Origin of the sequence: Inhella inkyongensis (assembly GCF_005952805.1) — a bacterium.
GTDB classification, from domain to species: domain Bacteria; phylum Pseudomonadota; class Gammaproteobacteria; order Burkholderiales; family Burkholderiaceae_C; genus Inhella; species Inhella inkyongensis.
This window is the reverse complement of the sequence record NZ_CP040709.1, coordinates 2,505,480-2,526,321: the sequence shown is the minus strand read 5'-3', so window position 1 is coordinate 2,526,321 and position 20,842 is coordinate 2,505,480. Positions and strand designations below refer to the sequence as shown.

General features: G+C 67.0%; 16 protein-coding genes. 6 read left to right on the top strand and 10 right to left on the bottom strand.

The window, feature by feature from the left end; translation table 11 throughout:
- Positions 1-13: 13 nt before the first annotated feature.
- The 8 genes from FF090_RS11905 to FF090_RS11870 form a co-directional block, all read right to left on the bottom strand.
- Complete coding sequence (locus tag FF090_RS11905; RefSeq protein WP_138856931.1) at positions 14-280, bottom strand: septum formation initiator family protein; 267 nt, start codon at positions 278-280, stop codon at positions 14-16.
- Positions 281-1,567, bottom strand: a complete 1,287-nt coding sequence (eno, locus tag FF090_RS11900) for a phosphopyruvate hydratase (protein WP_138856930.1) — start codon at positions 1,565-1,567, stop codon at positions 281-283.
- A 61-nt stretch (positions 1,568-1,628) separates the two neighbouring features.
- Complete coding sequence (locus FF090_RS11895) at positions 1,629-1,934, bottom strand: DUF1330 domain-containing protein (protein WP_138856929.1); 306 nt, start codon at positions 1,932-1,934, stop codon at positions 1,629-1,631.
- 5 nt (positions 1,935-1,939) lie between these two features.
- Entirely contained in the window at positions 1,940-2,797 is an 858-nt protein-coding gene (kdsA, locus tag FF090_RS11890) for a 3-deoxy-8-phosphooctulonate synthase (protein WP_138856928.1), read from the bottom strand.
- On the bottom strand, positions 2,794-4,446 hold the full coding sequence (gene pyrG, locus FF090_RS11885) for a CTP synthase (RefSeq protein ID WP_138856927.1): 1,653 nt from the start codon (positions 4,444-4,446) through the stop codon (positions 2,794-2,796). Before pyrG ends, kdsA begins: the two co-directional genes overlap by 4 nt.
- Before the next feature lie 92 nt (positions 4,447-4,538).
- On the bottom strand, positions 4,539-5,378 hold the full coding sequence (locus FF090_RS11880) for an alpha/beta fold hydrolase (RefSeq protein WP_138856926.1): 840 nt from the start codon (positions 5,376-5,378) through the stop codon (positions 4,539-4,541).
- A complete protein-coding gene (locus FF090_RS11875; RefSeq protein ID WP_138856925.1) occupies positions 5,375-7,480 on the bottom strand; it encodes a serine/threonine-protein kinase in 2,106 nt (701 codons plus the stop codon). The genes FF090_RS11880 and FF090_RS11875 overlap by 4 nt, the downstream gene beginning before the upstream one ends.
- A gap of 34 nt (positions 7,481-7,514) precedes the next feature.
- The gene (locus FF090_RS11870; RefSeq protein WP_138856924.1) at positions 7,515-8,012 is read right to left on the bottom strand and encodes an ECF-type sigma factor; all 498 of its coding nucleotides are present in this window, start codon (positions 8,010-8,012) and stop codon (positions 7,515-7,517) included.
- 93 nt (positions 8,013-8,105) lie between these two features.
- Between FF090_RS11870 and FF090_RS11865 the strand changes: the two genes are divergently transcribed.
- A complete protein-coding gene (locus FF090_RS11865) occupies positions 8,106-8,984 on the top strand; it encodes a hypothetical protein (RefSeq protein ID WP_138856923.1) in 879 nt (292 codons plus the stop codon).
- Here the strand turns inward: FF090_RS11865 and mutS are convergent.
- Positions 8,965-11,541, bottom strand: coding sequence for a DNA mismatch repair protein MutS (mutS, locus tag FF090_RS11860; protein ID WP_138856922.1), 2,577 nt, complete (start codon positions 11,539-11,541; stop codon positions 8,965-8,967). The genes FF090_RS11865 and mutS overlap by 20 nt on opposite strands.
- A gap of 137 nt (positions 11,542-11,678) precedes the next feature.
- Between mutS and FF090_RS11855 the strand changes: the two genes are divergently transcribed.
- The 5 genes from FF090_RS11855 (at position 11,679) to FF090_RS11835 (ending at position 19,871) form a co-directional block, all read left to right on the top strand.
- The gene (locus tag FF090_RS11855; protein WP_175423626.1) at positions 11,679-13,751 is read left to right on the top strand and encodes a TonB-dependent receptor plug domain-containing protein; all 2,073 of its coding nucleotides are present in this window, start codon (positions 11,679-11,681) and stop codon (positions 13,749-13,751) included.
- A 2-nt stretch (positions 13,752-13,753) separates the two neighbouring features.
- A complete protein-coding gene (locus FF090_RS11850; RefSeq protein WP_138856920.1) occupies positions 13,754-14,263 on the top strand; it encodes a YfiR family protein in 510 nt (169 codons plus the stop codon).
- Positions 14,260-16,662: an ATP-binding protein gene (locus FF090_RS11845; RefSeq protein WP_138856919.1), complete on the top strand. Its 2,403-nt coding sequence runs from the start codon at positions 14,260-14,262 to the stop codon at positions 16,660-16,662. Before FF090_RS11850 ends, FF090_RS11845 begins: the two co-directional genes overlap by 4 nt.
- On the top strand, positions 16,659-17,351 hold the full coding sequence (locus FF090_RS11840) for a response regulator (RefSeq protein WP_138856918.1): 693 nt from the start codon (positions 16,659-16,661) through the stop codon (positions 17,349-17,351). The genes FF090_RS11845 and FF090_RS11840 overlap by 4 nt, the downstream gene beginning before the upstream one ends.
- A gap of 120 nt (positions 17,352-17,471) precedes the next feature.
- Positions 17,472-19,871: a putative bifunctional diguanylate cyclase/phosphodiesterase gene (locus tag FF090_RS11835; RefSeq protein ID WP_175423625.1), complete on the top strand. Its 2,400-nt coding sequence runs from the start codon at positions 17,472-17,474 to the stop codon at positions 19,869-19,871.
- On the opposite strand, the gene FF090_RS11830 is transcribed toward FF090_RS11835, so the two are convergent.
- Positions 19,863-20,789: an inositol monophosphatase family protein gene (locus tag FF090_RS11830; RefSeq protein WP_138856916.1), complete on the bottom strand. Its 927-nt coding sequence runs from the start codon at positions 20,787-20,789 to the stop codon at positions 19,863-19,865. The genes FF090_RS11835 and FF090_RS11830 overlap by 9 nt on opposite strands.
- Between the last annotated feature and the right edge of the window lie 53 nt (positions 20,790-20,842).

The following is a 20,842-nucleotide window of genomic DNA, read 5'->3' as shown; positions in this document are numbered from 1 at the left end:
CCGCTTCGGGGGGTCACTTCAGTTTGACGTAGATCTCGTCGGGCTTGACCATGCCCAACTCGGAGCGGGCCTTTTCCTCGACCATCTCCAGGCCTTCGCGCAGGTCCTTGAGTTCGGCGCGCGCGCGGGTCTGGGCCTCTCTGGCCTGGGCATTGGCCTGCTCCTGCTGCTGCAGCTGGGTGCGCAGCTCGGCCACGCGCGCGGCCGAGCGCTGGCCGAACCAGGTCTGGGCCTGCACCCAGAGCAGGCCCAGTGCCAGCAGCACGGCGATGAAGCGCATTTACTTCAGGTTGTAGAAGGCGGAACGGCCCGGGTATACGGCCACTTCGCCCAGGTCTTCTTCGATGCGCAGTAGCTGGTTGTACTTGGCCATGCGGTCCGAGCGCGACAGCGAGCCGGTCTTGATCTGGCCGGCATTCAGGCCCACCGCGATGTCGGCAATGGTGTTGTCCTCGGTCTCGCCCGAGCGGTGCGAGATCACGGCGGTGTAGCCGGCGCGCTTGGCCATCTCAATCGCGGCGAAGGTCTCGGTCAGGGTGCCGATCTGGTTGATCTTGATCAGGATCGAGTTGGCGATGCCCTTGTCGATGCCTTCCTTCAGGATCTTGGTGTTGGTGACGAAGAGGTCGTCACCCACCAGCTGCACCTTCTTGCCCAGACGCTCGGTCAGCAGTTTCCAGCCGTCCCAGTCGCCCTCGGCCATGCCGTCTTCGATCGAGATGATGGGGTACTTGTCCACCCAGGTGGCCAGCATGTCGGTCCACTGGGCGGCGGTCAGCTTGATGCCGCCTTCGCCTTCCAGCACATAGAGGCCGTCCTTGTGGAACTCGCTGGCGGCGCAGTCCAGGGCCAGCGCGATCTGGGTGCCGGCGGTGTAACCGGCGGCCTCGATGGCCTGCAGGATCATCTGGATCGCGGCCTCATGGCTGGGCACATTGGGGGCGAAGCCGCCTTCGTCACCGACAGCGATGCTCATGCCCTGGTCGTGGATGATCTTCTTGAGCGCGTGGAAGACCTCGGCGCCCCAGCGCAAGGCTTCGCGGAAGCTGGTGGCGCCCACGGGGACGATCATCAGCTCTTGCAGGTCCAGGTTGTTGTTGGCGTGTGCGCCGCCGTTGACGACGTTCATCATCGGCACCGGCAGTTGGCAGCCGCCCATGCCGCCGAAGTAGCGGTAGAGCGGCAGACCGGCTTCCTCGGCCGCGGCACGCGCCACGGCCATCGAGACGGCCAGCATGGCGTTGGCGCCCAGGCGGCTCTTGTTCTCGGTGCCGTCCAGGTCGATCAGGGTCTTGTCCAGGAAGGCTTGTTCAGCGGCGTCCAGGCCCAGAACGGCCTCGCTGATTTCGGTGTTGATGTGCTCGACGGCCTTGAGCACGCCCTTGCCCAGGTAGCGGCTCTTGTCGCCGTCGCGCAGTTCGATGGCCTCGCGGCTGCCGGTGCTGGCGCCGCTCGGGACCGCAGCGCGGCCCAGGGTGCCGCTTTCCAGCAGCACGTCGCATTCAACGGTGGGGTTGCCGCGGCTATCCAGGATTTCGCGGCCGACGATGTCAACAATGGCGCTCATAAGCTTGCCTTGGGGGAAGTAAAGAAAACTGGGGTCAGTCTAGGGCGGTAACCGGCCGTTCTCAGGCGGGTGCGTAGCCCTCGACCAGCGTGACATTGAAATACTCGGTGGCACTTTGGCGAAGTGCGCGCGCCTGCGTATAGCCCTCGCCAAAGTACCAGGCACGCGCCTGTTCCATGCTGGGAAAGCGCAGCACGGTGATGCGGGCCGGGTTCCACTCGCCCTCGACCGTCTCGAAGGCGCCGCCACGCACCAAGTACTCGCCGCCGCAGGCCGCAATGGTGGCGGGCGCGGCGGCCATATAGGCCTTGAAGATCTCGGGGTCGACGATCTTGACGGTGATGAGGGCGTAGGCGGGGGTGCTCACGGGATTCAGGCGTTGAAGTCGTTTTCAAGCAGGGGCTGCGCCTTGACCACGCGGTCGAGCGCCACCAGCTGTTCCAGCAGCGCGCGCATGTGCTTCAGGGGCACAGCGTTGGGGCCGTCGCATAGCGCCTTGTTCGGGTCAGGGTGGGTTTCCATGAACAGGCCGCTGATGCCCACGCCCACTGCGGCCCGGGCCAGCACCGGCACGAACTCGCGCAGGCCACCGCTGCTCGTTCCTTGCCCACCTGGCAGCTGCACGCTGTGCGTGGCATCGAACACAACTGGAGCGCCGGTCTCGCGCATGATGGCCAAGCTGCGCATGTCACTGACCAAGTTGTTGTAGCCAAAGCTCACACCGCGCTCGCAGGCCATGAAGGCATTCGGCTCCAGTCCGGCCTCGCGCGCAGCGATGCGGGCCTTGTCGATGACGTTTTTCATATCGCCCGGGGCCATGAACTGGCCCTTCTTGATGTTCACCGGCTTGCCCGAGCGCGCCACTGCCTGGATGAAATCGGTCTGGCGGGCCAGCAGCGCAGGGGTCTGCAGCACATCGACGAACTGGGCGACCGTGGCGATTTCGTCCTCGCGGTGCACATCGGTGAGCACGGGCACGTTCAGCTCCTTGCGCACCTTGGCCAGGATTTCCAGGCCCTTTTCCATGCCCAGACCGCGGAAGGCCGTAGCGCTGGTGCGGTTTGCCTTGTCAAAGCTGGACTTGAAAATGAAGGGGATGCCCAGGGCAGCGGTCATTTCCTTGAGCTGACCAGCCGCGTCCACTTGCAGTTGCTCGCTCTCGACCACGCAGGGTCCGGCGATGAGAAAAAAGGGCTTGTCGAGCCCGACGTCGAAACCGCAGAGCTTCATGATGCCTTGGACTCCTTCTGGGTCAGCGCCGCCTTGATGTAGGCGATGAAGAGCGGGTGCCCATCCCAGGGCGTGCTCTTGAACTCGGGGTGGAACTGCACGCCCACATACCAGGGGTGAACGGTTTGCGGCAGTTCGACGATCTCGGTCAGCTTCTCGCGCTGGGTGATGGCCGAGATCACCAGGCCGGCGGCCTGCAGCTTGTCCAGGTAATGCTCGTTGGCCTCGTAGCGGTGGCGGTGGCGCTCGGTCACCACATCGCCATAGATGGCGTGGGCAATGGTGCCGGGCTTCACATCCGAGCTTTGGGCGCCCAGGCGCATGGTGCCGCCCAGATCGCTGTTGGCGTCGCGCTTCTGGATCGAGCCGTCGGCATCCTGCCATTCGTCGATGAGGGCGATGACCTTGTGCTTGGCCTCGGGGTCCATCTCGGAGCTGTTGGCACCTTCCAGCCCGGCCATATGGCGCGCGTACTCGATGGTGGCCACCTGCATCCCCAGGCAGATGCCCAGGTAGGGAATCTTGTGCTCGCGGGCGAACTGGGCGGCACGGATCTTGCCCTCCACACCGCGCTTGCCAAAGCCACCGGGCACCAGGATGGCGTCGAACTGCGCCAGATGGTCCACCGAGCCGTTCTCCAGCACCTCGGAGTCCAGGTACTCGATGTTGACGCGGGCGTGGTTGTGGATGCCGGCGTGGCGCAGGGCTTCGTTGAGCGATTTGTAGCTGTCCGACAAGTCGGTGTACTTGCCGCACATGGCGATGCGCACCTCATGCTGCGGGTGCTCCACTTCCTTGACCAGGGTGTCCCAGCGCGACAGGTCGGTGCTGCGGGTGGAGAGCTGCAGCTTGGTGCAGATCAGCTGGTCCAGGCCCTGCTCATGCAGCACGCGTGGCACCTTGTAGATGGTGTTCACATCCCACATGCTGATCACGCCGTACTCGGGCACGTTGGTGAACAGCGAAATCTTTTCGCGTTCGTCCTCGGGGATGCGGCGGTCGGCGCGGCACAGCAGGGCGTCGGGCTGGATACCGATCTCGCGCAGCTTTTGCACCGTGTGCTGGGTCGGCTTGGTCTTCAGCTCACCGGCAGCGGCGATCCAGGGCACATAGGTCAGGTGCACGAAGGCCGTGTTGGTCGGGCCCATGCGCAGGCTCATCTGGCGCGCGGCCTCCAGGAAGGGCAGGGACTCGATGTCGCCCACCGTGCCGCCGATCTCAACGATGGCCACATCCACCGCATCATCGGTGCCGGCGCCGGCGCCGCGCTTCACAAAGTCCTGGATCTCGTTGGTGATGTGCGGGATCACCTGCACCGTCTTGCCCAGGTAGTCGCCGCGGCGCTCTTTTTCTAGCACCGATTTGTAGATCTGGCCGGTGGTGAAGTTGTTGGCCCGCTTCATCCGCGTGGTGATGAAGCGCTCGTAGTGGCCCAGATCCAGATCGGTCTCGGCGCCGTCGTCGGTGACGAAAACCTCACCGTGCTGGAACGGGCTCATGGTGCCCGGATCGACGTTGATGTAGGGGTCCAGCTTGATCAGCGTGACTTTGAGGCCGCGCGATTCGAGTAGGGCGGCCAGCGACGCCGCCGCCACGCCCTTGCCCAAAGAGGACACCACACCGCCGGTGACGAATACGTATTTGGTCATGTTGTGCACCGCGTTCCCACGCCTTGCACCCCCTTAAGGAGCCAGCGGGCTAAGAACGCTCAAGAGGAAAGCCGGAGTATAGCGGCGCGGGTTTACCCGGGTCTGCGGTCGGGCCCTCCCGCTTCGGAAAGCGCGCGTAGCAACTCCAGGCTCAGCGCGGCCGTTCGGTCGGGGTGTTCGAAGGGGAACAGGTGGCTGCCTTCGATCTCGCGGTAGAGCGCGCCCACGCGGCGGCGCGTGGCCTGGATGCCGCCCATGCGCATCTCACGGCTGTGTTGTCCGGCTATGAAGGCCATAGGCCGCGTCAGCGCAGCCGTCAGGCGGGGCAGTTCGGCGGGCACGGTGGCATAGATCTGCGCCTCGACCTCGGGGCGAAACACCAGGCGCAGCCCACCGCGCTGCGGGTCGGGTTCGAAGCCGTGATGCAGATAGTCCTGCAACACCTCGGGATGCCAGGCTTGGAACAGGGGTTTGGCGCTAAAGTGGGCTTGCAGGGCGTCGGTGTCGGGCCAGTGGGCACGACGCTGGCGCGCCACCGAGGCCGGCGGTTGGCGCTGAGTGCGGCCGCTGAGCTGGGCCAGGCGCAGCAGGGTCGCACGCCAGCCGCTGACATAGGGCGAGTCCAGCATCAGCACGCCCTGCACGGCTTGTACAGCCTGATGGCGGCGGGCTGCTGCCATCAGGCTGAGCAGGCCGCCCAGCGAGTGGCCGACCAGGATGCGCGGAGCGTCAGGGTCGAGCTCGGCCGTCATGAAAGCCAACAACTCGTCCACCAAGGACTGCCAATTGCGGTCCACCGGATGGTCGGGGTGGTGGCCGAACTGCGGCAGTGCCAGCACGCGGTAGCCGGCGGCCTGCCAATGCGCGAACAGCCGGCGGTAGCAGGCCGCCGGGTAGCTGTTGGCGTGGGCAAAGACCAGAGTGGGTTTCATGGCGCGGGGCAGTTGCGCTGCAGCGCCTGGTCCAGCAGCGCGGCGCGAGTGGGGTGGCGTTGACGCGCCAAACGGTCCACCTGGGCGTTCCAGGCCAGGGCCCGGGCGGGGTCGGTGCGGCACAGGGACGCCAGAACCTGTGCCAGCACGTCCCAGGCGCCCGGATTGCTCCAACCGATGGAGCCCCGCATGAGCTCGGCGGCCCGCAACTGGTCCTGCAGCGCCTCCTCGTTGTGCCCAAGGGCCTGATGGGCGCGGGCGCGCAGGGCGAGCAGCCGGGCTTCCTGTGGGGCGGGGCCGGGTGCGCGTTGCAGGGCTTCGTCGGCGAGTTCCAGGGCCTGCGCGGCGTGTCCGTCGACCAGCGCCCCTTGCCCCAGGTGCATCAGCACGGCGCCGTGGCCAGCATCGCCCGGCGCATGGGCCTGGTAGCCCTGGCGGGCGCGAGCCAGCCAGTGGAGGCGCTGCGCTTTGAGGTCGCCGCCCGGGGCCTCGGGTGCGCCCAGTTGATCGTGGCGCGCCAGGTCCAGTTCCGCCCTTTGCAGGCTGCTGGTGGTCGGGGGGTCGAGCCAGCGCGCCAACTCGGTGATTTGCGCTTGGGCGGCGCGCCAATCGCCCTGACCCTGCAGGGCCCAGACCAGGGCCAGCCGGGCGTCCAGCACGGCGGGGTCGGCCGGGCCGCGTGCCGCCATCAACTGGATGCGCCGGGCCTCGATCTGTGCCGCCTGCACCGGCTCGCCCATATAGGCGTAGAGGTTGCTGACCTTGCGCAGCCAGGGCTCCAGCACTTCGGCGTCCTGGGTCGGTTGCTTGAGCAGGGCCTGCAGGCGGCCGTCCAGCAGCTCCTTGAGGGTGCGTTCGCTGGCCGGCTTGCGGTCGGCGCGCCGGGGGTCGGCGCCCAGGAAGACGCTCATCAGTTCCTGCTGCGCCAGTTCGGCGCGTCGTGCCTGGCGTTCGGCCTCGCGCGCCTGCCGTAGCGCCAGGCTGCCGCCCAGCAACAGGCTGAGCAGCAGGCCCAGGGAGAGGGCGGTGGCCAGCCAGTGCCGGCGCAGCAGTCGGGCCAGCTGCCGCCAGGGTCCGATCGGACGGGCCAGGGTCGGGCGGCCATCCAGCCAGGCGCGCAGCTCGGCTCCCAGCAGCGCGGCCGAGGCATAGCGCTGCGCCGGGTCCTCGGCCAGGCAGCGCGCTGCGATGGCCTGCAGGTCTTGCAGGCCGCGCCGGGCTGCGGGGCCGGGAGGGCGCAGGGGCGCGGGGGCCGCAGGCCCGGGCAAGGGTGGCTGTTCGTTGATGAGTTCGCAAAGCAACAAGCCCAACGCATGCACATCGGTGGCGGCACTGCAGGGCAGGCCCAGGCGCTGCTCGGGCGCGGCGTAGCGCGGCGTGCCGGCGCGCAGCTGGGTGGTTTCCGGTCCGCCCTCGGTGGCCAGCAGCGTGGCAATGCCGAAGTCCAGCAGACGCACCTGGCCGGCTGGCGTGACCAGCACATTGGCCGGTTTGAGGTCGCGGTGGGCGATGAAGAGCCCATGGGCGTGGGCCACGGCGTCGCAGGCCTGCAGCAGCAGGCGCACCTTGTCCCGCGGGCTCAATCCGATGCAATGCAGCGTCAGCGGCTGCCCGTCCACATACTCCAGCGCCAGATAGGGGCGGCCGTCGCTGGCCACGCCCGCGTCGTAGAAGCGCGCGATGTGCGGGTGCTCCAGTCGGGCCAGCAGGTCGCGCTCGCGCACAAAGCGCTGCAAGGCCGCAGGGCTGCACAGCTCGGGGTGGGGCAGCTTGAGGGCCAGTTCGCGCTCGAAGGCGCCGTCGGCCCGCCGCGCCAGCCACACTTCGGCCATGCCGCCCTGGCCCAAGGGGCGCAGCAACGCGTAAGGGCCCAGGGTGTCGCCGGGCTGCAGCGGCGCGCCAAGGCCTGCGCCGGGATGGCTCAGGAAGCTGTCCTCCTGCTGCGCCAGGGCCGCCAGCACGCGGCGCAGGGCGGGGCGCAGGTCGAGTTCGGTACAGGACTCGACAAAGCCCGCGCGCTCCGTGGCGGGCAGGGCCTGCAGGGCATCGATCAAGGGGCTGAAGACGGCCCAACGCTCGGGCGGGCAGGGCAGGGTGCTCATGCCTCAGCCAACGCAATCAGGAACGCAAAGCGGCTCATAGCAAGGTGCGCAGCAGGGCGCGGGCCTTGTCCCAGTCGCGCCGCACGGTGCGTTCGTTCAGTCCCAGGGCCTCGCCGATCTCGGCCTCACTGAAACCGCCGAAGTAGCGCATTTCGACGACCTGGGCCAGGCGCGGCTCCAATGCCGCCAACTGGGCCAGCGCGGCATGCACTTGCAGGCCCTCGGGCTCGGGCGCGGCCAGATCGGCCTCGATGGCTGTGTCCAGGGGCAGCAGGCTGGCCTCGCCGCCCCGGCGCTGGGCCTGTTGCTGGCGCAGGCTGTCGACGATGACCGAGTGCATCACCCGGGCCGCATAGGCATAAAAGTGCCCATGGCTTGGGAACTCGAGGCTGCCGCCCGCCAGCTTGAGAAAACTCTCATGCACCAGGGCGGTGGTGTTCAGCCCGGCCGCCCGCCCGCTGGCATAGAGCCGAGCCCGCGCAATGCGCTTGAGCTCCGGGTAGGCCTGCTCCCAGGCCGGAGGCAGGCTCATGCGGGTTTCCCTGGGGGCTGCCCGTGTCCGGTTGCGCCGCGCCAGGCCGTTGGTGCCAGTAGAGCCTCACGGGGAGGCCAACAGGAGAGCCAGATGAAAGTCATTCGATCATTGTTGTGGATCTTGGGCCTGAGCCTGTCCGCCGAGCTCAGTGCCAGCACCTGGCAGCTGCGCGGCCTGCTGCAGTCCACCGCCGTGCAGGCCGCCCCAGGGCCGGTCTATTCCTTTCAGGACAACGAAAGCTTTGACCTGTTCAACAAGCCCGAGGCGCGGCTGCTGCAACGCCACGAGGTGATGGGGGCCACGCCCAACGGCGGCCGCACCGAGGGGCATTTCGAAGGTCGCATCGGCCTGTTGCGTGCCACCGCTTCGGCCTCCTACCCCTATTGCTGCGATATCGCCGGCCACCGCATCAACCAGGGCTACACCCACACCTCGGTGCAAGGCCAGTTCTACGACACCATCTCGGTGTTCGGGGGCGGCCTGGCATTCGGCACGGCGGTGCGCTACACGGTGCACCTGGACATCAGTGGGCGACTGAGCCAGCCCAATGGGGAAATGGGGGGCTTTCTGAGCGCCGACGGACTGGCCGAGGTGCGTCTGACCGACCTGACCACCCGCCAATCTTCGATCCTGAGCTGGAATGCCAAGCAGGACGCGGTGGGCCAGTACCTGCTCAGCCTGGACACCTTTGTCGGCCACGAACTGGGCCTGAACGGCATGCTCTATGCCGCTGCGTCTGTGAGTGACTACGCGCAGACCGCTCGCAGCACCTTTGCCGACTTCGGCCACTCGGCCCTGTTCGAGCTCAGCAGTTCGGTGGCTGGCATGAACCTGATGGGCGCCAGTGGGCACGACTTCGCGCGTCAAACCCAGCCTCAGCCGGTGCCAGCCCCGGCCAGCCTGGCCTTGGTGGCCGTGGGTCTGCTGGCCTGGCGGCTTGTTTGCGGCTTCAGCGTGCGAGCTGCTTGAGCCGGTAGAGCTGCTCCAGCGCCTCGCGCGGGCTGCAGCTGTCCAGATCGAGTTCGCGCAGTGCTCGCAGCGCCGGGCTGTCTTCCGTGGGGGGCGGTGCGGGCGGCGCGGCAAACAGATCGACCTGGTCTTGCGCGCCGGCTTTCTGGGCCTCCAGCGCCTCCAGGCTGGCGCGCGCCTGGCGCAGCACGGGCGCGGGCATGCCGGCCAGGCGGGCCACTTGCACGCCATAGCTGCGGCTGGCGGGGCCAGGCTGCAGTTCGTGCAGGAAGGCGATGTCCTCGCCGGCCTCGACCGCCGAGACATGCATGTTGTGCGCCTGCGGCTTTTGCGCCGGCAGCTCGGTCAGCTCGAAGTAGTGGGTGGCAAAGAGCGTGAGCGCGCGGTTCTTGTCGTGCAAATGGGTGGCAATGGCGCCGGCCAGGGCCAGACCGTCAAAGGTCGAGGTGCCGCGGCCGATCTCGTCCATCAGCACCAGGCTTTGCTCGCTGGCGGCGTGCAGGATGGCGGCGGCCTCGGTCATCTCCAGCATGAAGGTGGACTGGGCATTGGCCAGGTCGTCGGCGGCACCGATGCGGGTGTGGATGGCATCCAGCGGCCCCAGGCGACAGGCGCGTGCGGGCACATAGCTGCCCATGCTGGCGAGCAGGGCGATCAGGGCCACTTGGCGCATGAAGGTGCTCTTGCCCCCCATGTTCGGGCCGGTGATCAGGAGCAGCCGGCGCTTGGCATCCAGCCGGCAGTCGTTGGCCTGGAACGGAACGCCGCGGGTCTCGGCCAGGCGGGCCTCGACCACCGGGTGGCGGCCGGCCTGAATGTCGATGGCGGGGTGGCTGACGAACTCGGGGGCGCACCAGTTCAGCGCCTGGGCCCGCTCGGCCAGGGCGGCCAGGGCATCCAGCGCGGCCAGGGCGCGGGCCAGGCGGCTTAAGGGGTCGATGAAGGCCGCCAGCTCATCCAGCAGGCGCTCGAACAGGAACTTCTCACGGGCCAGGGCCCGTTCGCTGGCGGACAGGGCCTTGTCCTCGAAGGCCTTGAGCTCGGGCGTGATGAAGCGTTCGGCGTTCTTCAGGGTCTGGCGGCGCTGGTAGTTGTCCGGCACCTTGTCCTTCTGGCCCTGGGTGACCTCGATGTAGAAGCCGTGTACTTTGTTGAACTGCACGCGCAGGTTCGCAATGCCGGTGCGTTCGCGTTCGCGCGCCTCCAGGTCCAGCAGGAAGGCGTCGCAGTTGGCGTTGATGGCGCGCAGCTCGTCGAGCTCGGCGTCAAAGCCCGCTGCGATGACGCCACCATCGCGCAGCCACACGGCGGGTTGCTCGGCCACGGCGGCGGCCAGCAGTTCGCGCACCGCCGGTGGGGCATTCAGATCCTGGCGCAGGCGCTCGAGCAGCGGCGCGCCGGGCGGCAGCGCGGCCTGCAGGGTGGGCATCTGGGCCAGGGTCTCGCGCAGACCGGCCAGCTCGCGCGGCCGCACCTGGCGCAGGGCCACGCGGCTGCTGATGCGCTCGACATCCGAAACCTGGCGCAGGGCCTCGCGCAGTGGGGAGTAGCCCAGTTCGATCAGGGTGGCGATCGAGGCCAAGCGCTCGCGGGCCTGGGTGCGTTCACGGGCGGGGGTGAGCAGCCACTGGCGCAGCGCACGGCTGCCCATGCCGGTGCGGCAGCTGTCCAGCAAGGAGAGCAGGGTGGGGGCCTCTTCGCCGCGCAGGGTCTGGGTCAGTTCCAGATTGCGCTGGGTGGCGGGGGGCAGATCGATCAGCTCGCTGGCGCGCAGCACGGCCAGGCGCTTGATGTGGGCCAGGGCGCGGCCCTGGGTGTGCTCCAGATAGGCCAACAGCGCGCCGCCGGCGGTCTGGGCCAGGGTCAGGTCCTGGGCGTTGAGCCCTTGCAGGCTGGCCACGCCCAGTTGTTCGCACAGGCGGCGTTGGCCCAGCGCGGCGTCGAACTGCCAGGGCGGACGCTGGGTCAGCGGGGCGCGCACCGTGGACAGGGATTCGGGCAGGCCGGGCACGCTGTGGTCACGTGCCAGCAGGATTTCGGCCGGGTTTAGGCGCACCAACCAACCGGGCAACTCGGCGCGGCCGCATTCCAGCAGGCCGATTTCGCCCTGGCTCAGACTGACCCAGGCCAGGCCGAAGCGCTGGCCTTGAGCGTGCAGGGCCAGGAGTGGGGCATCTTGCTTGTCGGCCAGCAACTCGGCGTCGGTCACCGTGCCCGGGGTGACGATGCGCACGACCTTGCGCTCCACCGGTCCCTTGCCGACGCCCACCTCACCCACCTGCTCGGCAATGGCCACCGACTCGCCCAGCTTGAGCAGCTTGGCCAGGTAGTTCTCCAGCGCTGAGACGGGCACCCCGGCCATCACCACGGGTTCACCGCCACTTTGTCCCCGCACCGTCAGGGTGATGTCCAGCAGTGCGTTGCAGCGCCGTGCGTCGTCGTAGAAGACTTCGTAAAAGTCGCCCATGCGGAAGAACACCAGCAGCTCACGGTGCTCAGCCTTGATGCGCAGGTATTGCGCCATCAAAGGGGTGTGGGCGCTGAAGTCGTCGCTCATGGGAACCGGGGGATGGAGAAGCCCTCGCGATAGGGGCGCAAGAGCGGCGCGAGAGGGGCGCGTACTCGGCGTTGGAGGGCTTGGGTCGGGGAAAGGCTGGGCAGTTTAGCGGGGCGGCCTGCTCTATATTGATGCCCATGCATTCGACAACGATGAGGGAGTGGGGAGCCGCCCTCGCACTGCTGTGGGCCCAAATGGCCCAGACGGTCGGCGCACAGGACTTGACCCAGCTGCCTTTCGAGCAACTGCTGCAGACCGAGGTGCTGACCGCCTCGCGCCTGGCCAAGCAGGTCAGCGAGTCGCCGGCCGCCGTTTCCATCGTCACTGCCGACGAGATCCGCCGCTTTGGTTACCGCAGCCTGGCCGATGTGATCCACGGCATGCGCGGGCTCTACACCACGGGCGATCGACGCTATGAATACCTGGGCGGGCGCGGCTTTGGCGCACCCGGTGACTACACCGGCCGCATCATGCTCTTGGTGGACGGCACGGCGGTGCAGGACAACCTTTACAACCAGGCCTTTTTGGATCACTCCGGGCTGATCGATCTGGAACTTATCGAGCGCGTGGAGTACGTGCCCGGCACCGGCTCGGTCAGCTATGGCAACAACGCCTTGCTGGGCATCATCAATGTGGTGACCAAGAAGGGAACACAGCTCGGCGGCGCGCAGTTGGCGCTTGAAGGCGGCAGCTTTGGCGGACGCAAGCTGCGCCTGAGCTGGGGGCAGCGCTTTGACAGCGGGCTCGATGTGTTGCTCTCCGCCTCGGGCCTGCACAGCGACGGGCAGGATCTGCATTTCCCCTACTTCGAGGCGCTGGGCATCAATGGGGGCTGGGCTCGCGGTCTGGACACAGAGCGCAGCCGGCGCTATCTGGCCAAGCTGGAGTGGGAGGGCTTGAGCCTGCAGGCAGCCCATGTCAGCCGCACCAAGGTGTCGCCGCTGCCGCGCCGGCAAAACGCCTTTGGCCTGCGCTACGAGGTGGTGGACGAGTCGGGCCAGTTCCAGCTCAAGTACGACTTCGACCTTGGGCCCTCGCTCAAGTCGGTGTCCCGCCTGTACTACGGGCGCTACGAGGACCGCACGCTGCGCCGCTATGTCACGATCGATCCGATCGACCAGTTCAGCCGCAATGCCAACCGGGGGCAATGGTGGGGGCTGGACCAAAAATGGGTCTACACCGGTTGGCGCGGCCACACCCTGGTGCTCGGGGCCGAGCTGCGGCGCGATTTTGAGCAGCGCCTGTCCGCCATCGGCTTGAACGACGCGGGGGAGTGGAGCTCGGAGTACTTCCGGTATCCCTATACCAACCGCACCCGCAGCCTGTACCTGGCCGACGAAGTTCAGCTCAGTTCGGATTGGAGCGCCAATCTGGGCCTGCGCGCCGATCAAGCCCATGCCATCGACTGCTCGGTGGCGCCCTGTATTGCCTACGCCACTCAGCACCGGCTGAGCCCGCGCTTGGCCCTGGCCTACCAGAGCGACAGCCAGCGCAGCATCAAGGCCTCCTTCAGCCGCGCCTTCCGGCTGCCCAATCCGAGCGAAATCAGCAGTTCCACGCAGTCGGATCTCTACCGTGCCGAGCAGATCCGGGCCGCCGAGCTGGCCCTGCAGCAGGAGTTGGGCCCACAGAGCCGAATGGTGGCCTCGCTCTACGACTACCACCTGAGCGATCTGCGCCACCGCAGCGATGCGGGCCTGGAGCACTTTGATGGCCGCAGCCATACCCGGGGCCTGGAGCTGCAGTACGAAGGGCGCTGGGATCCGGGCTGGCAGTTGCGACTGAGCGGTGCCTGGCAGCGCGCTCGCGACCCCGGGGGGCGGCCGCTGGTGAATTCACCCCGCCACATGGCCAAGCTGCAGCTCAGCGCGCCGCTGGCCGAGGACCTGCTGCGCGTTGGTGTGGAGGCCCTGCATTACGGCAGCCGGCTGACCCTGCCGCTGCGTGGTGACGACGAGGTTTTGCTGCGCTCAGGGCGCCGCCTGGGGGCCATGACCCTCCTGAACCTGACGCTCAGCACCCCGCCGGCGGGCATCCCCGGCTGGCCGCAGCTGGGGCAGCTGAGCCTGTCCGTCAAGAACCTGCTGAACCGGCGCGCCGAGCTGCCCACCGCCCCGGTACGCTGGGACGACAGCGGCGCCTTCATGGACAGCCTGCAGCAGGACGGTCGCAGTGTCTGGTTGCAGTGGGTTGTTGGGTGGGGTCGCTGACCATGTCCGCCTGGCTGCGCCTGATCCTGTTCAGCACCCTGCTTTGGGGTGGGGACAGGGTCTGGGCCCAAGCCGTGCCCGAATACACGATGAAGGCGACCTATCTCTACAACTTCATGGTGTTTGCGCAGTGGCCCGCGCCCGAGCCGGGCGAGCCCTTGAACCTGTGCGTGCTGGGCAGTGACCCCTTCGGTTCGGCCCTGGATGGCCTGCAGGGCAAGCCGGTGAATGGGCGCCGCCTGCAGGTGCAGCGCCTGCGCGGCTATGCGGGCGTGCGACGCTGCCACCTGCTCTTCATCGCCGAGGGCGAGATCCCGAATCTCAGCCTGATCCATAGCGCATTGGGTGAGGCGCCGGTGCTGACCGTGGCGGACACGCCAGCGCCGGGCTTGGGCATCGTGCTGGCGGTCGAGGGCAAGCGCCTGGTGTTTGATGTCAGCCTGAGCCGGGTCAAGCGCAGCGGGGTGGAGCTGTCCTCCAAAGTGCTGCAGTTGGCGCGTTCCACGCAGTGAAGACGCAGCAAAGCCTGGTCCCAGCGGCGCGCGGTGCGCGGCGCCAGCGCTCCCTGGTGCGGCGCCTGGAATCCATCCTGGTCTCCACCATTGGTGCGGCGCTTTTGGCCGCGCTGCTGTTGATCACGGCCAAGGAGTTTTATGTGCAGCGCGCGGCACAGCTCACCGCTGCGCAGGCCTGGCTCAACACCCTGGCCGTGCAGGCGGCCTCGCCGCTGGCCTTTGACGATCCGCGTGGGGGCGCCGACATCTTGGGCGCCGCCAGCATCTATCCCGGTCTGCAGGCCGCATTCATCCTGCGGCCCGATGGCAGTCGCTTGGCGCAGCATCTGGCGCGCGGTCAGGTTGACGACCCGCGGCTGACTCAGGCAGCCAGCAATCGCAGCGACCTGTTTTCCGATGCGCTCTATTTGCGCACGCCCGTTTGGGTCTCGCAGGAGCGCGTGGGTGAAGTGGCTGCGCAGGTGGACTTGCGGCCCATGTGGCGCTCGGTGGCGGAGTTCGGGCTGTCTCTGCTGTTGGTGCTGGGCGGCGCGGGTTTGGCCGCGGCCTTGGCGGCGCGGCGCTATCTGCACCGCGCACTGGCACCGATTGGCGATCTCAAGCAGGTGGTGGAGCAGGTGGCCGCGGGGCGCCAGTTGGATCTGCGCGCGCCGATCCAGGCGCCCGACGAGGTGGGTGCCCTGACCCTGGGTTTCAACCAGATGCTTGACCAGATCGCGCTGCGCGATGCCCAGCTGGCTGAGAAGAGCACCAATCTGCTGGCGCTCAAGGACGCAGCCGAACAGGCCTCCACCTTGAAGACCGAGTTTCTGGCCCTGATGAGCCACGAGTTGCGCACGCCGATGGCCGGTGTGCTCGGCATGCTCCAGCTCAGCCTGCGCGGGCAGATGGACGCGGTGGCGCGCGAGCGCGTGGAGCTGGCCTGCCGCAATGCCTCGGTGCTGGTGCAGATCGTGAACGACCTGCTGGATGTCTCCAAGATCGAAGCTGGCAAGCTCACGCTGGAGCGATTGAGTTTTGGGCTGCAGCCCATGGTGACCGAGGTGATGGACCTGATGCGCGACCGAGCCGCGCAAAAGAGCATCGCTTTCACCCTGGATTGGGACCCGGCCATCCCGCCCTATGTCCAGGGCGATCCGACCCGGCTGCGCCAGGTGCTGCTGAACCTGGTGGGCAATGCGCTCAAGTTCACCGAGCGCGGTCACGTCAGCCTGCGGGTGAACCGGCTCTCGGGTGTCGCCCCGGACAGCGCCCTGCGTCTGCACTTCGAAGTCGAAGACAGCGGGGTCGGCATCGATGCGCAGGCCCAGCATCGCTTGTTCCGCAAGTTTGAGCAGGCCGACAAGTCCACCACCCGCCGCTTTGGCGGCACTGGCCTGGGACTTTCCATTTGCAAGCAGTTGGTGGAGTTGATGGGCGGCCAGATCGGTTTGCACAGCCGGCCCGGGCAGGGCAGCCGTTTTTACTTTGAGCTGCCCCTGCCGCGCGGCGAGGCGCCGGCCCAGGACGCTGACCCGACCTTGGGCCAGCACGACGCCAGCCTGCATGTGCTGGTGGCCGAGGACGCGCCGACCAACCAGCTCATCGTGGAGGCGCTGCTGCAGGAGATGGGCCACACCGTGCGCTTGGTGGAGAACGGCGAGCAGGCCTTGCAGGCCTTGTTGCAGGAGTCCTTTGACCTGATCTTGATGGATGGGCGCATGCCTGTGATGGATGGGCTGGAGGCGACCCAGCACATTCGTGCGGGCATCTGGCGCGATCAAATCATTGAGCAGTCCCACATCCCGGTGGTGGCTTTGACGGCCAATGCTTCGGACCAGGATCGCGTGCGCTTTCTGGCCGCCGGCATGGACGACTTTCTCACCAAGCCGCTTGAGGAGGCTGCCCTGCACCGGGTATTGAGCCAGGTGATCGCCCAGCACCGGCTGGCAGGGCATGTGCTGCGGCCCCAGCGTTCGTCCGATGCCGGCGTGTCCGGCGGCCCCGACCTGCTGGCGCAGTTGGATGCCTTGCTGCTGCCGCCCGCGGGTGGGGAGATTCAGGCGCCGGCTCCTGCGCCGACAAGTCCGCCTCCAACGATGGAGCCGCGCCGAGGCTTGATGTCGGCCGACCTGAGCGCCCGCATGCGGGCCGTGTTCGTCGAGCAGGCGCCGCTGCGTTTGGTGGAGATCGAGGCGGCGATGCGTGCCGGCGACTGGGAGAACGCCGCCGTGATTTCGCACGGGCTCAAGGGCAGTTTGGCCTATGTGGCCCCCGACAGTGAAGCCTTTCGCTTGGCCCGGCTGCTGGAGGAATTGGCCGATGCCGGGCAAGGCCCGGCCTTTGTGCAACAGTTCGAGCACTTCAGGGCTGCCATCGAAGCAGTCTGCATCGAGGCGATCGAGGGGGGACGATGAAGATTTTGGTGGTGGACGACGAGGCCATCTCGCGCATGGCCTTGATGGACGTGATTCAAAGCGCGGGCAACTACCGCGTGCAGGAGGCCAGCAGTGGCGAAGAGGCCTGGACTCAGCTCAATGCCGCTTTGATTCCACCCATGTTGGTCTGTTGTGACATTCGCATGCCGGTGATGTCGGGCATCGAGCTGCTGCAGCGCGCGCGCGCCAATCCGGCCTTCAAAGACCTGCCCTTCGTGCTGATTTCGATGGCCAATGACGCCGACACCATCAAGAGCGCAATCCAGTTTGGCGTCAGTGGCTACATCGTCAAGCCCTTCACCCAGGGCGATGCCCGGGCGCGCCTGGACAAGGTGCTCAGCCAATGCCATGCCCGCATGTTGGAGGCCCCCGAGTCCACCATGGCGCGCATGAAGCTGATGCCGGATCGCTACCGGGCTTATTTGCTCAGCCTGCAACGCCAACTGGAACTGCTGGTCGCTGAGTTTGCGAACGCGCTGAATGCCGAGGCCCTCAAGACTGCGCGGGAGCGGATGGCGCTGCTGGAAACCGGCCTGGCGCCATTGGGACTTTGGCGTGCGGCACAGCTGTTCAAGCGCTGCGCCGAGGGCGAGCCGACGGCGGCTGATGCGGCCGAGTGCCTCGACGAAGTGCGCCAGCATGTGCATCTGCAGCTCTGCGCGATTTGAACGAGCGGGCTTCCTTCGTAATGGCGATTGACCGCTGATGTCAATCCCCGTAGAACGTCAGGGCGTGCTCAAGTCGGAGGTGTTCGCGTGAAGGCAGCTCCTTTTCCACCTATTGTGGGTGTGCCTCGCTGGGCGGGCGGGGGCTTTGCAGGGTTGTGGCGCCTGGAATTGCCGAGCGGTAGGCTGCATTGCGCGGCCGATGTGGCGGCCGCATTGGGACTGCCCATCGAAGCTGATTTGGCAGAGTTCTACGCCGTCATCGATTCGGAAGATCGGGTCTCGGTGCGTTCTGCCGTCGAGGCGGCTCAGGCCCAAGGCGGGCGCATCAACCGGCGCTTCAAGCTGATTGGTGGTCCGGCGGCCGGTCAATGGGCCCGGCTGACGGCACTGGCCACGCCTGAGGCCCTTGAGGGTGCGCTGACGGACCTGCCGGGCGAGGGCTCGCGGATGGATCATTGGCGCGACTCCGAGCAGCGCTTTCGCCATGCTTTTGACCAGACGCCCACCACGGCAGTGCAGGGCTATGACAGACAACGGCGGGTCATCTACTGGAATGCCGCCAGCGAGGCGCTCTATGGCTGGAGCCGTTTCGAAGCCATGGGCCGGCAATTGGAAGACCTGATCATTCCGCCACCGATGCGCGATGCCGTGGTGGCGCTCCACACCGCCTGGGTGGAGCGGGACGAGGCGATTCCTGCCGCTGAGCTGGAGTTGCTGCACAAAGATGGGCATGCGGTGCCGGTGTTTTCCAGCCATGTGATGCTGCGCAATGGCTGGGGCGACCCTGAGATGTATTGCATTGACGTGGATCTGCGCGCGCAGCGCCAGGCCGCTGTGGAGGGACGCCAGCGTGAGCAGCAGCTGCGGCTCATCAGCCAAGCCAGCCGGGTAGGCTGGTGGGAGTGGCATGCCGAGACGGACAGCTTGAGTTGGTCGGCCGAGTTGGGGCAGTGTTTCGGCCACCCCGAGGCCGGGCAGATCCAGCGTCAGGCGCTGTTGCAGGCCTTGCCACTGGAGTCGCGTCGACAGCTTGAAGGAATCTGGCAGCGTCTGAATCAGGGCATGGGCGCTTTGGATGCCGAGTTGCGCCATCACGGCCCGGGGGGCGAGCGCCACTTCTTGCTCCATGTGGAGGCCGCTGACCCCGAAAAGGGGCAGAGCCGCACGGGCACTTTGATGGACATCACGGAGAGCAAGGACGCCGCTTCTCGCATCGACCGCCTGGTCCATTTCGATCCAGTGACGGGCCTGCCCAATCGCCTGCTGATGCGCGAGCGGCTGGAAGAGGCCATTGCGCGGGCTGCCAATATGGGCGTCAAGGTTCTGGTCGGCTGCCTGGGTTTGGATCAGTTCCGCCTGGTCAATGAATCCTTCGGAATGGCTGCGGGGGATACCTTGCTCAATGGTTGCGCCGAGCGCCTGCGCAACCGGCTGCGTGGGCAGGACTTGGTGGTGCGACTGAACGGTGATCAGTTCGGCGTGGTGCTCGAAGGGGTGCGGGACGCCGAAGAGGCCGAAACCCTGGGCAGCATGCTGCTGGGTCTATTCCGTCAGCCGTTTTCACTGGGCGACCAGGAGCACTTCCTGGGGGCCAGCCTAGGCCTGACGCTCTATCCAGAGGATGGCGAAGGGGCTGAGGGCCTGATGCAGCACGCCGAGACGGCCTTGCACCGGGCCAAGGAGTACGGCCGCGGCTTGCATCAGTTCTTCCGCGCTGAAATGAACGAACGTTCGTTGGAGCGGGTGCAGCTGCTCAATCATCTGCGCCGAGCCATGCCGCAGCGCGAGCTCAGTCTGCACCTTCAGCCCCAGGTGCGATTGAGTGATCGGACCGTGCTGGGCGCGGAGGCGCTCTTGCGTTGGAACAGTGCCGCCCTCGGGCCGGTCGGACCGGATCGTTTCATTCCGCTCGCCGAGGAAACGGGCCTGATCGAACCCATCGGTGACTGGGTGCTGGCGCAGTGCTGTGAGCTGCTGCAGGACTGGCAGGCTCAGGGGCACAGTCGCCTGCGACTGGCCGCCAATCTATCCGGTCGACAGTTCCGCAATGCCGAGTTGGTGTTGCGCTTGGCGCGTGAGCTGGAGCGCTGCGGTGTGCCGGGCAGTGCGCTGGAGGTGGAGGTCACCGAGTCGGTGCTGCTGGAGCGCGAGGGCCGCACGCGCGAGATGCTGTTCGCCCTCAAGGATCTGGGCGTCAGCCTGGCGATTGACGACTTTGGCACCGGCTACTCGTCGCTGTCCTATCTGCGGCGTTTCCCGGTTGATGTGCTCAAGGTGGATCGCAGCTTCATCCACGATTTGGGTCAGGGCGCTGACCATGACGCCTTGGTGCGCGCCATTGCCGGCATGGCCCATGCGCTCAAGCTGACCGTGGTGGCCGAAGGCGTGGAGACGGCCGAGCAGGCCGCGTTCCTGACGGCCTTGGGGTGCGAGGTGGGGCAGGGCTGGTTGTTTGGTCGGCCGGTTGCGCCGGCCGAGTTCAAACAGCGCTATCTGACTCCAGCCGGCGGCTCACTCTGAGGCGCTGGCTGCACCGTCTTGCGCCCGCACCAGGGTGGCGCGGCGCGACTTCGGCTGGGCCACCGCAGCTGCGGCCGGCGCCGGGGCTTCAGCCTCTTCGGCCGTCTGGATGACACGCGAGTAGGGCGTGAGCAGCGGCACCAGCTGGGCGTAGATCTTGGGCGTGCCGGCCAGCACTTCGCGCTGGTGCAGGAAGTCGGATTCGCCGGTGAAGTTGCCCACCAGGCCACCGGCCTCGGTGATGATCAGCGAGCCGGCGGCCACATCCCAGGGCGACAGGCCGGTCTCGAAGAAGGCGTCGTAATAGCCGGCCGCTACATAGCAGAGGTCCAGCGAGGCCGCGCCCGGGCGGCGCACACCGGCGGTCTGCTGCATCACGTCCTCGAACAGCTTCAGGTAGCGCTTGAAGTTGTCGCCGCGGCGGAAGGGGAAGCCCGTGCCCACCAGGGAATCGGACAAGCGGGTGCGGCGCGAGACGCGCAGGCGGCGGTCGTTCAGGAAGGCGCCGCGGCCCTTGCTGGCGTGGAAGAGGTCGTTGCGCGTCGGGTCATACACGACCGCCTGCTGCACTTGGCCGCGGAAGGCCAGCGCAATCGACACGGCATAGATCGGCAGGCCGTGGATGAAGTTGGTGGTGCCGTCCAGCGGATCGATGATCCACTGATAGTCGGACGACTGGTTGCCATGCTCCTTGCCCGATTCTTCGGCCAGGATGGCGTGCTGGGGATAGGCTTCCAGCAGGGTCTTGATGATGACGGCTTCTGCCGCGTGGTCGACTTCGGTGACGAAGTCGTTGTACGCCTTGGCGCCCACCTTGATGATGTCCAGATCCAGCGAGGCGCGATTGATGAGCGCGCCGGCGGCACGGGCGGCCTTGATGGCCACGTTCAGCATGGGGTGCAAAGCAGCAGAAGACATGCGACAGATTCCTGGATCTGGTTAAGGGGTGGGCTGGCGATGAGAAAGAGCAG

Excerpts from the sequence above, each read along its gene's own strand:
- FF090_RS11905 (WP_138856931.1), bottom strand. The coding sequence starts at position 280 with ATGCGCTTCATCGCCGTGCTGCTGGCACTGGGCCTGCTCTGGGTGCAG.
- kdsA (WP_138856928.1), bottom strand. The coding sequence starts at position 2,797 with ATGAAGCTCTGCGGTTTCGACGTCGGGCTCGACAAGCCCTTTTTTCTC.
- FF090_RS11840 (WP_138856918.1), top strand. The coding sequence starts at position 16,659 with ATGAAGATTTTGGTGGTGGACGACGAGGCCATCTCGCGCATGGCCTTG.
- FF090_RS11880 (WP_138856926.1), bottom strand. The coding sequence starts at position 5,378 with ATGAAACCCACTCTGGTCTTTGCCCACGCCAACAGCTACCCGGCGGCC.
- FF090_RS11830 (WP_138856916.1), bottom strand. The coding sequence starts at position 20,789 with ATGTCTTCTGCTGCTTTGCACCCCATGCTGAACGTGGCCATCAAGGCC.
- eno (WP_138856930.1), bottom strand. The coding sequence starts at position 1,567 with ATGAGCGCCATTGTTGACATCGTCGGCCGCGAAATCCTGGATAGCCGC.
- pyrG (WP_138856927.1), bottom strand. The coding sequence starts at position 4,446 with ATGACCAAATACGTATTCGTCACCGGCGGTGTGGTGTCCTCTTTGGGC.
- FF090_RS11870 (WP_138856924.1), bottom strand. The coding sequence starts at position 8,012 with ATGAGCCTGCCTCCGGCCTGGGAGCAGGCCTACCCGGAGCTCAAGCGC.
- FF090_RS11850 (WP_138856920.1), top strand. The coding sequence starts at position 13,754 with ATGTCCGCCTGGCTGCGCCTGATCCTGTTCAGCACCCTGCTTTGGGGT.
- FF090_RS11875 (WP_138856925.1), bottom strand. The coding sequence starts at position 7,480 with ATGAGCACCCTGCCCTGCCCGCCCGAGCGTTGGGCCGTCTTCAGCCCC.
- mutS (WP_138856922.1), bottom strand. The coding sequence starts at position 11,541 with ATGAGCGACGACTTCAGCGCCCACACCCCTTTGATGGCGCAATACCTG.
- FF090_RS11865 (WP_138856923.1), top strand. The coding sequence starts at position 8,106 with ATGAAAGTCATTCGATCATTGTTGTGGATCTTGGGCCTGAGCCTGTCC.
- FF090_RS11855 (WP_175423626.1), top strand. The coding sequence starts at position 11,679 with ATGCATTCGACAACGATGAGGGAGTGGGGAGCCGCCCTCGCACTGCTG.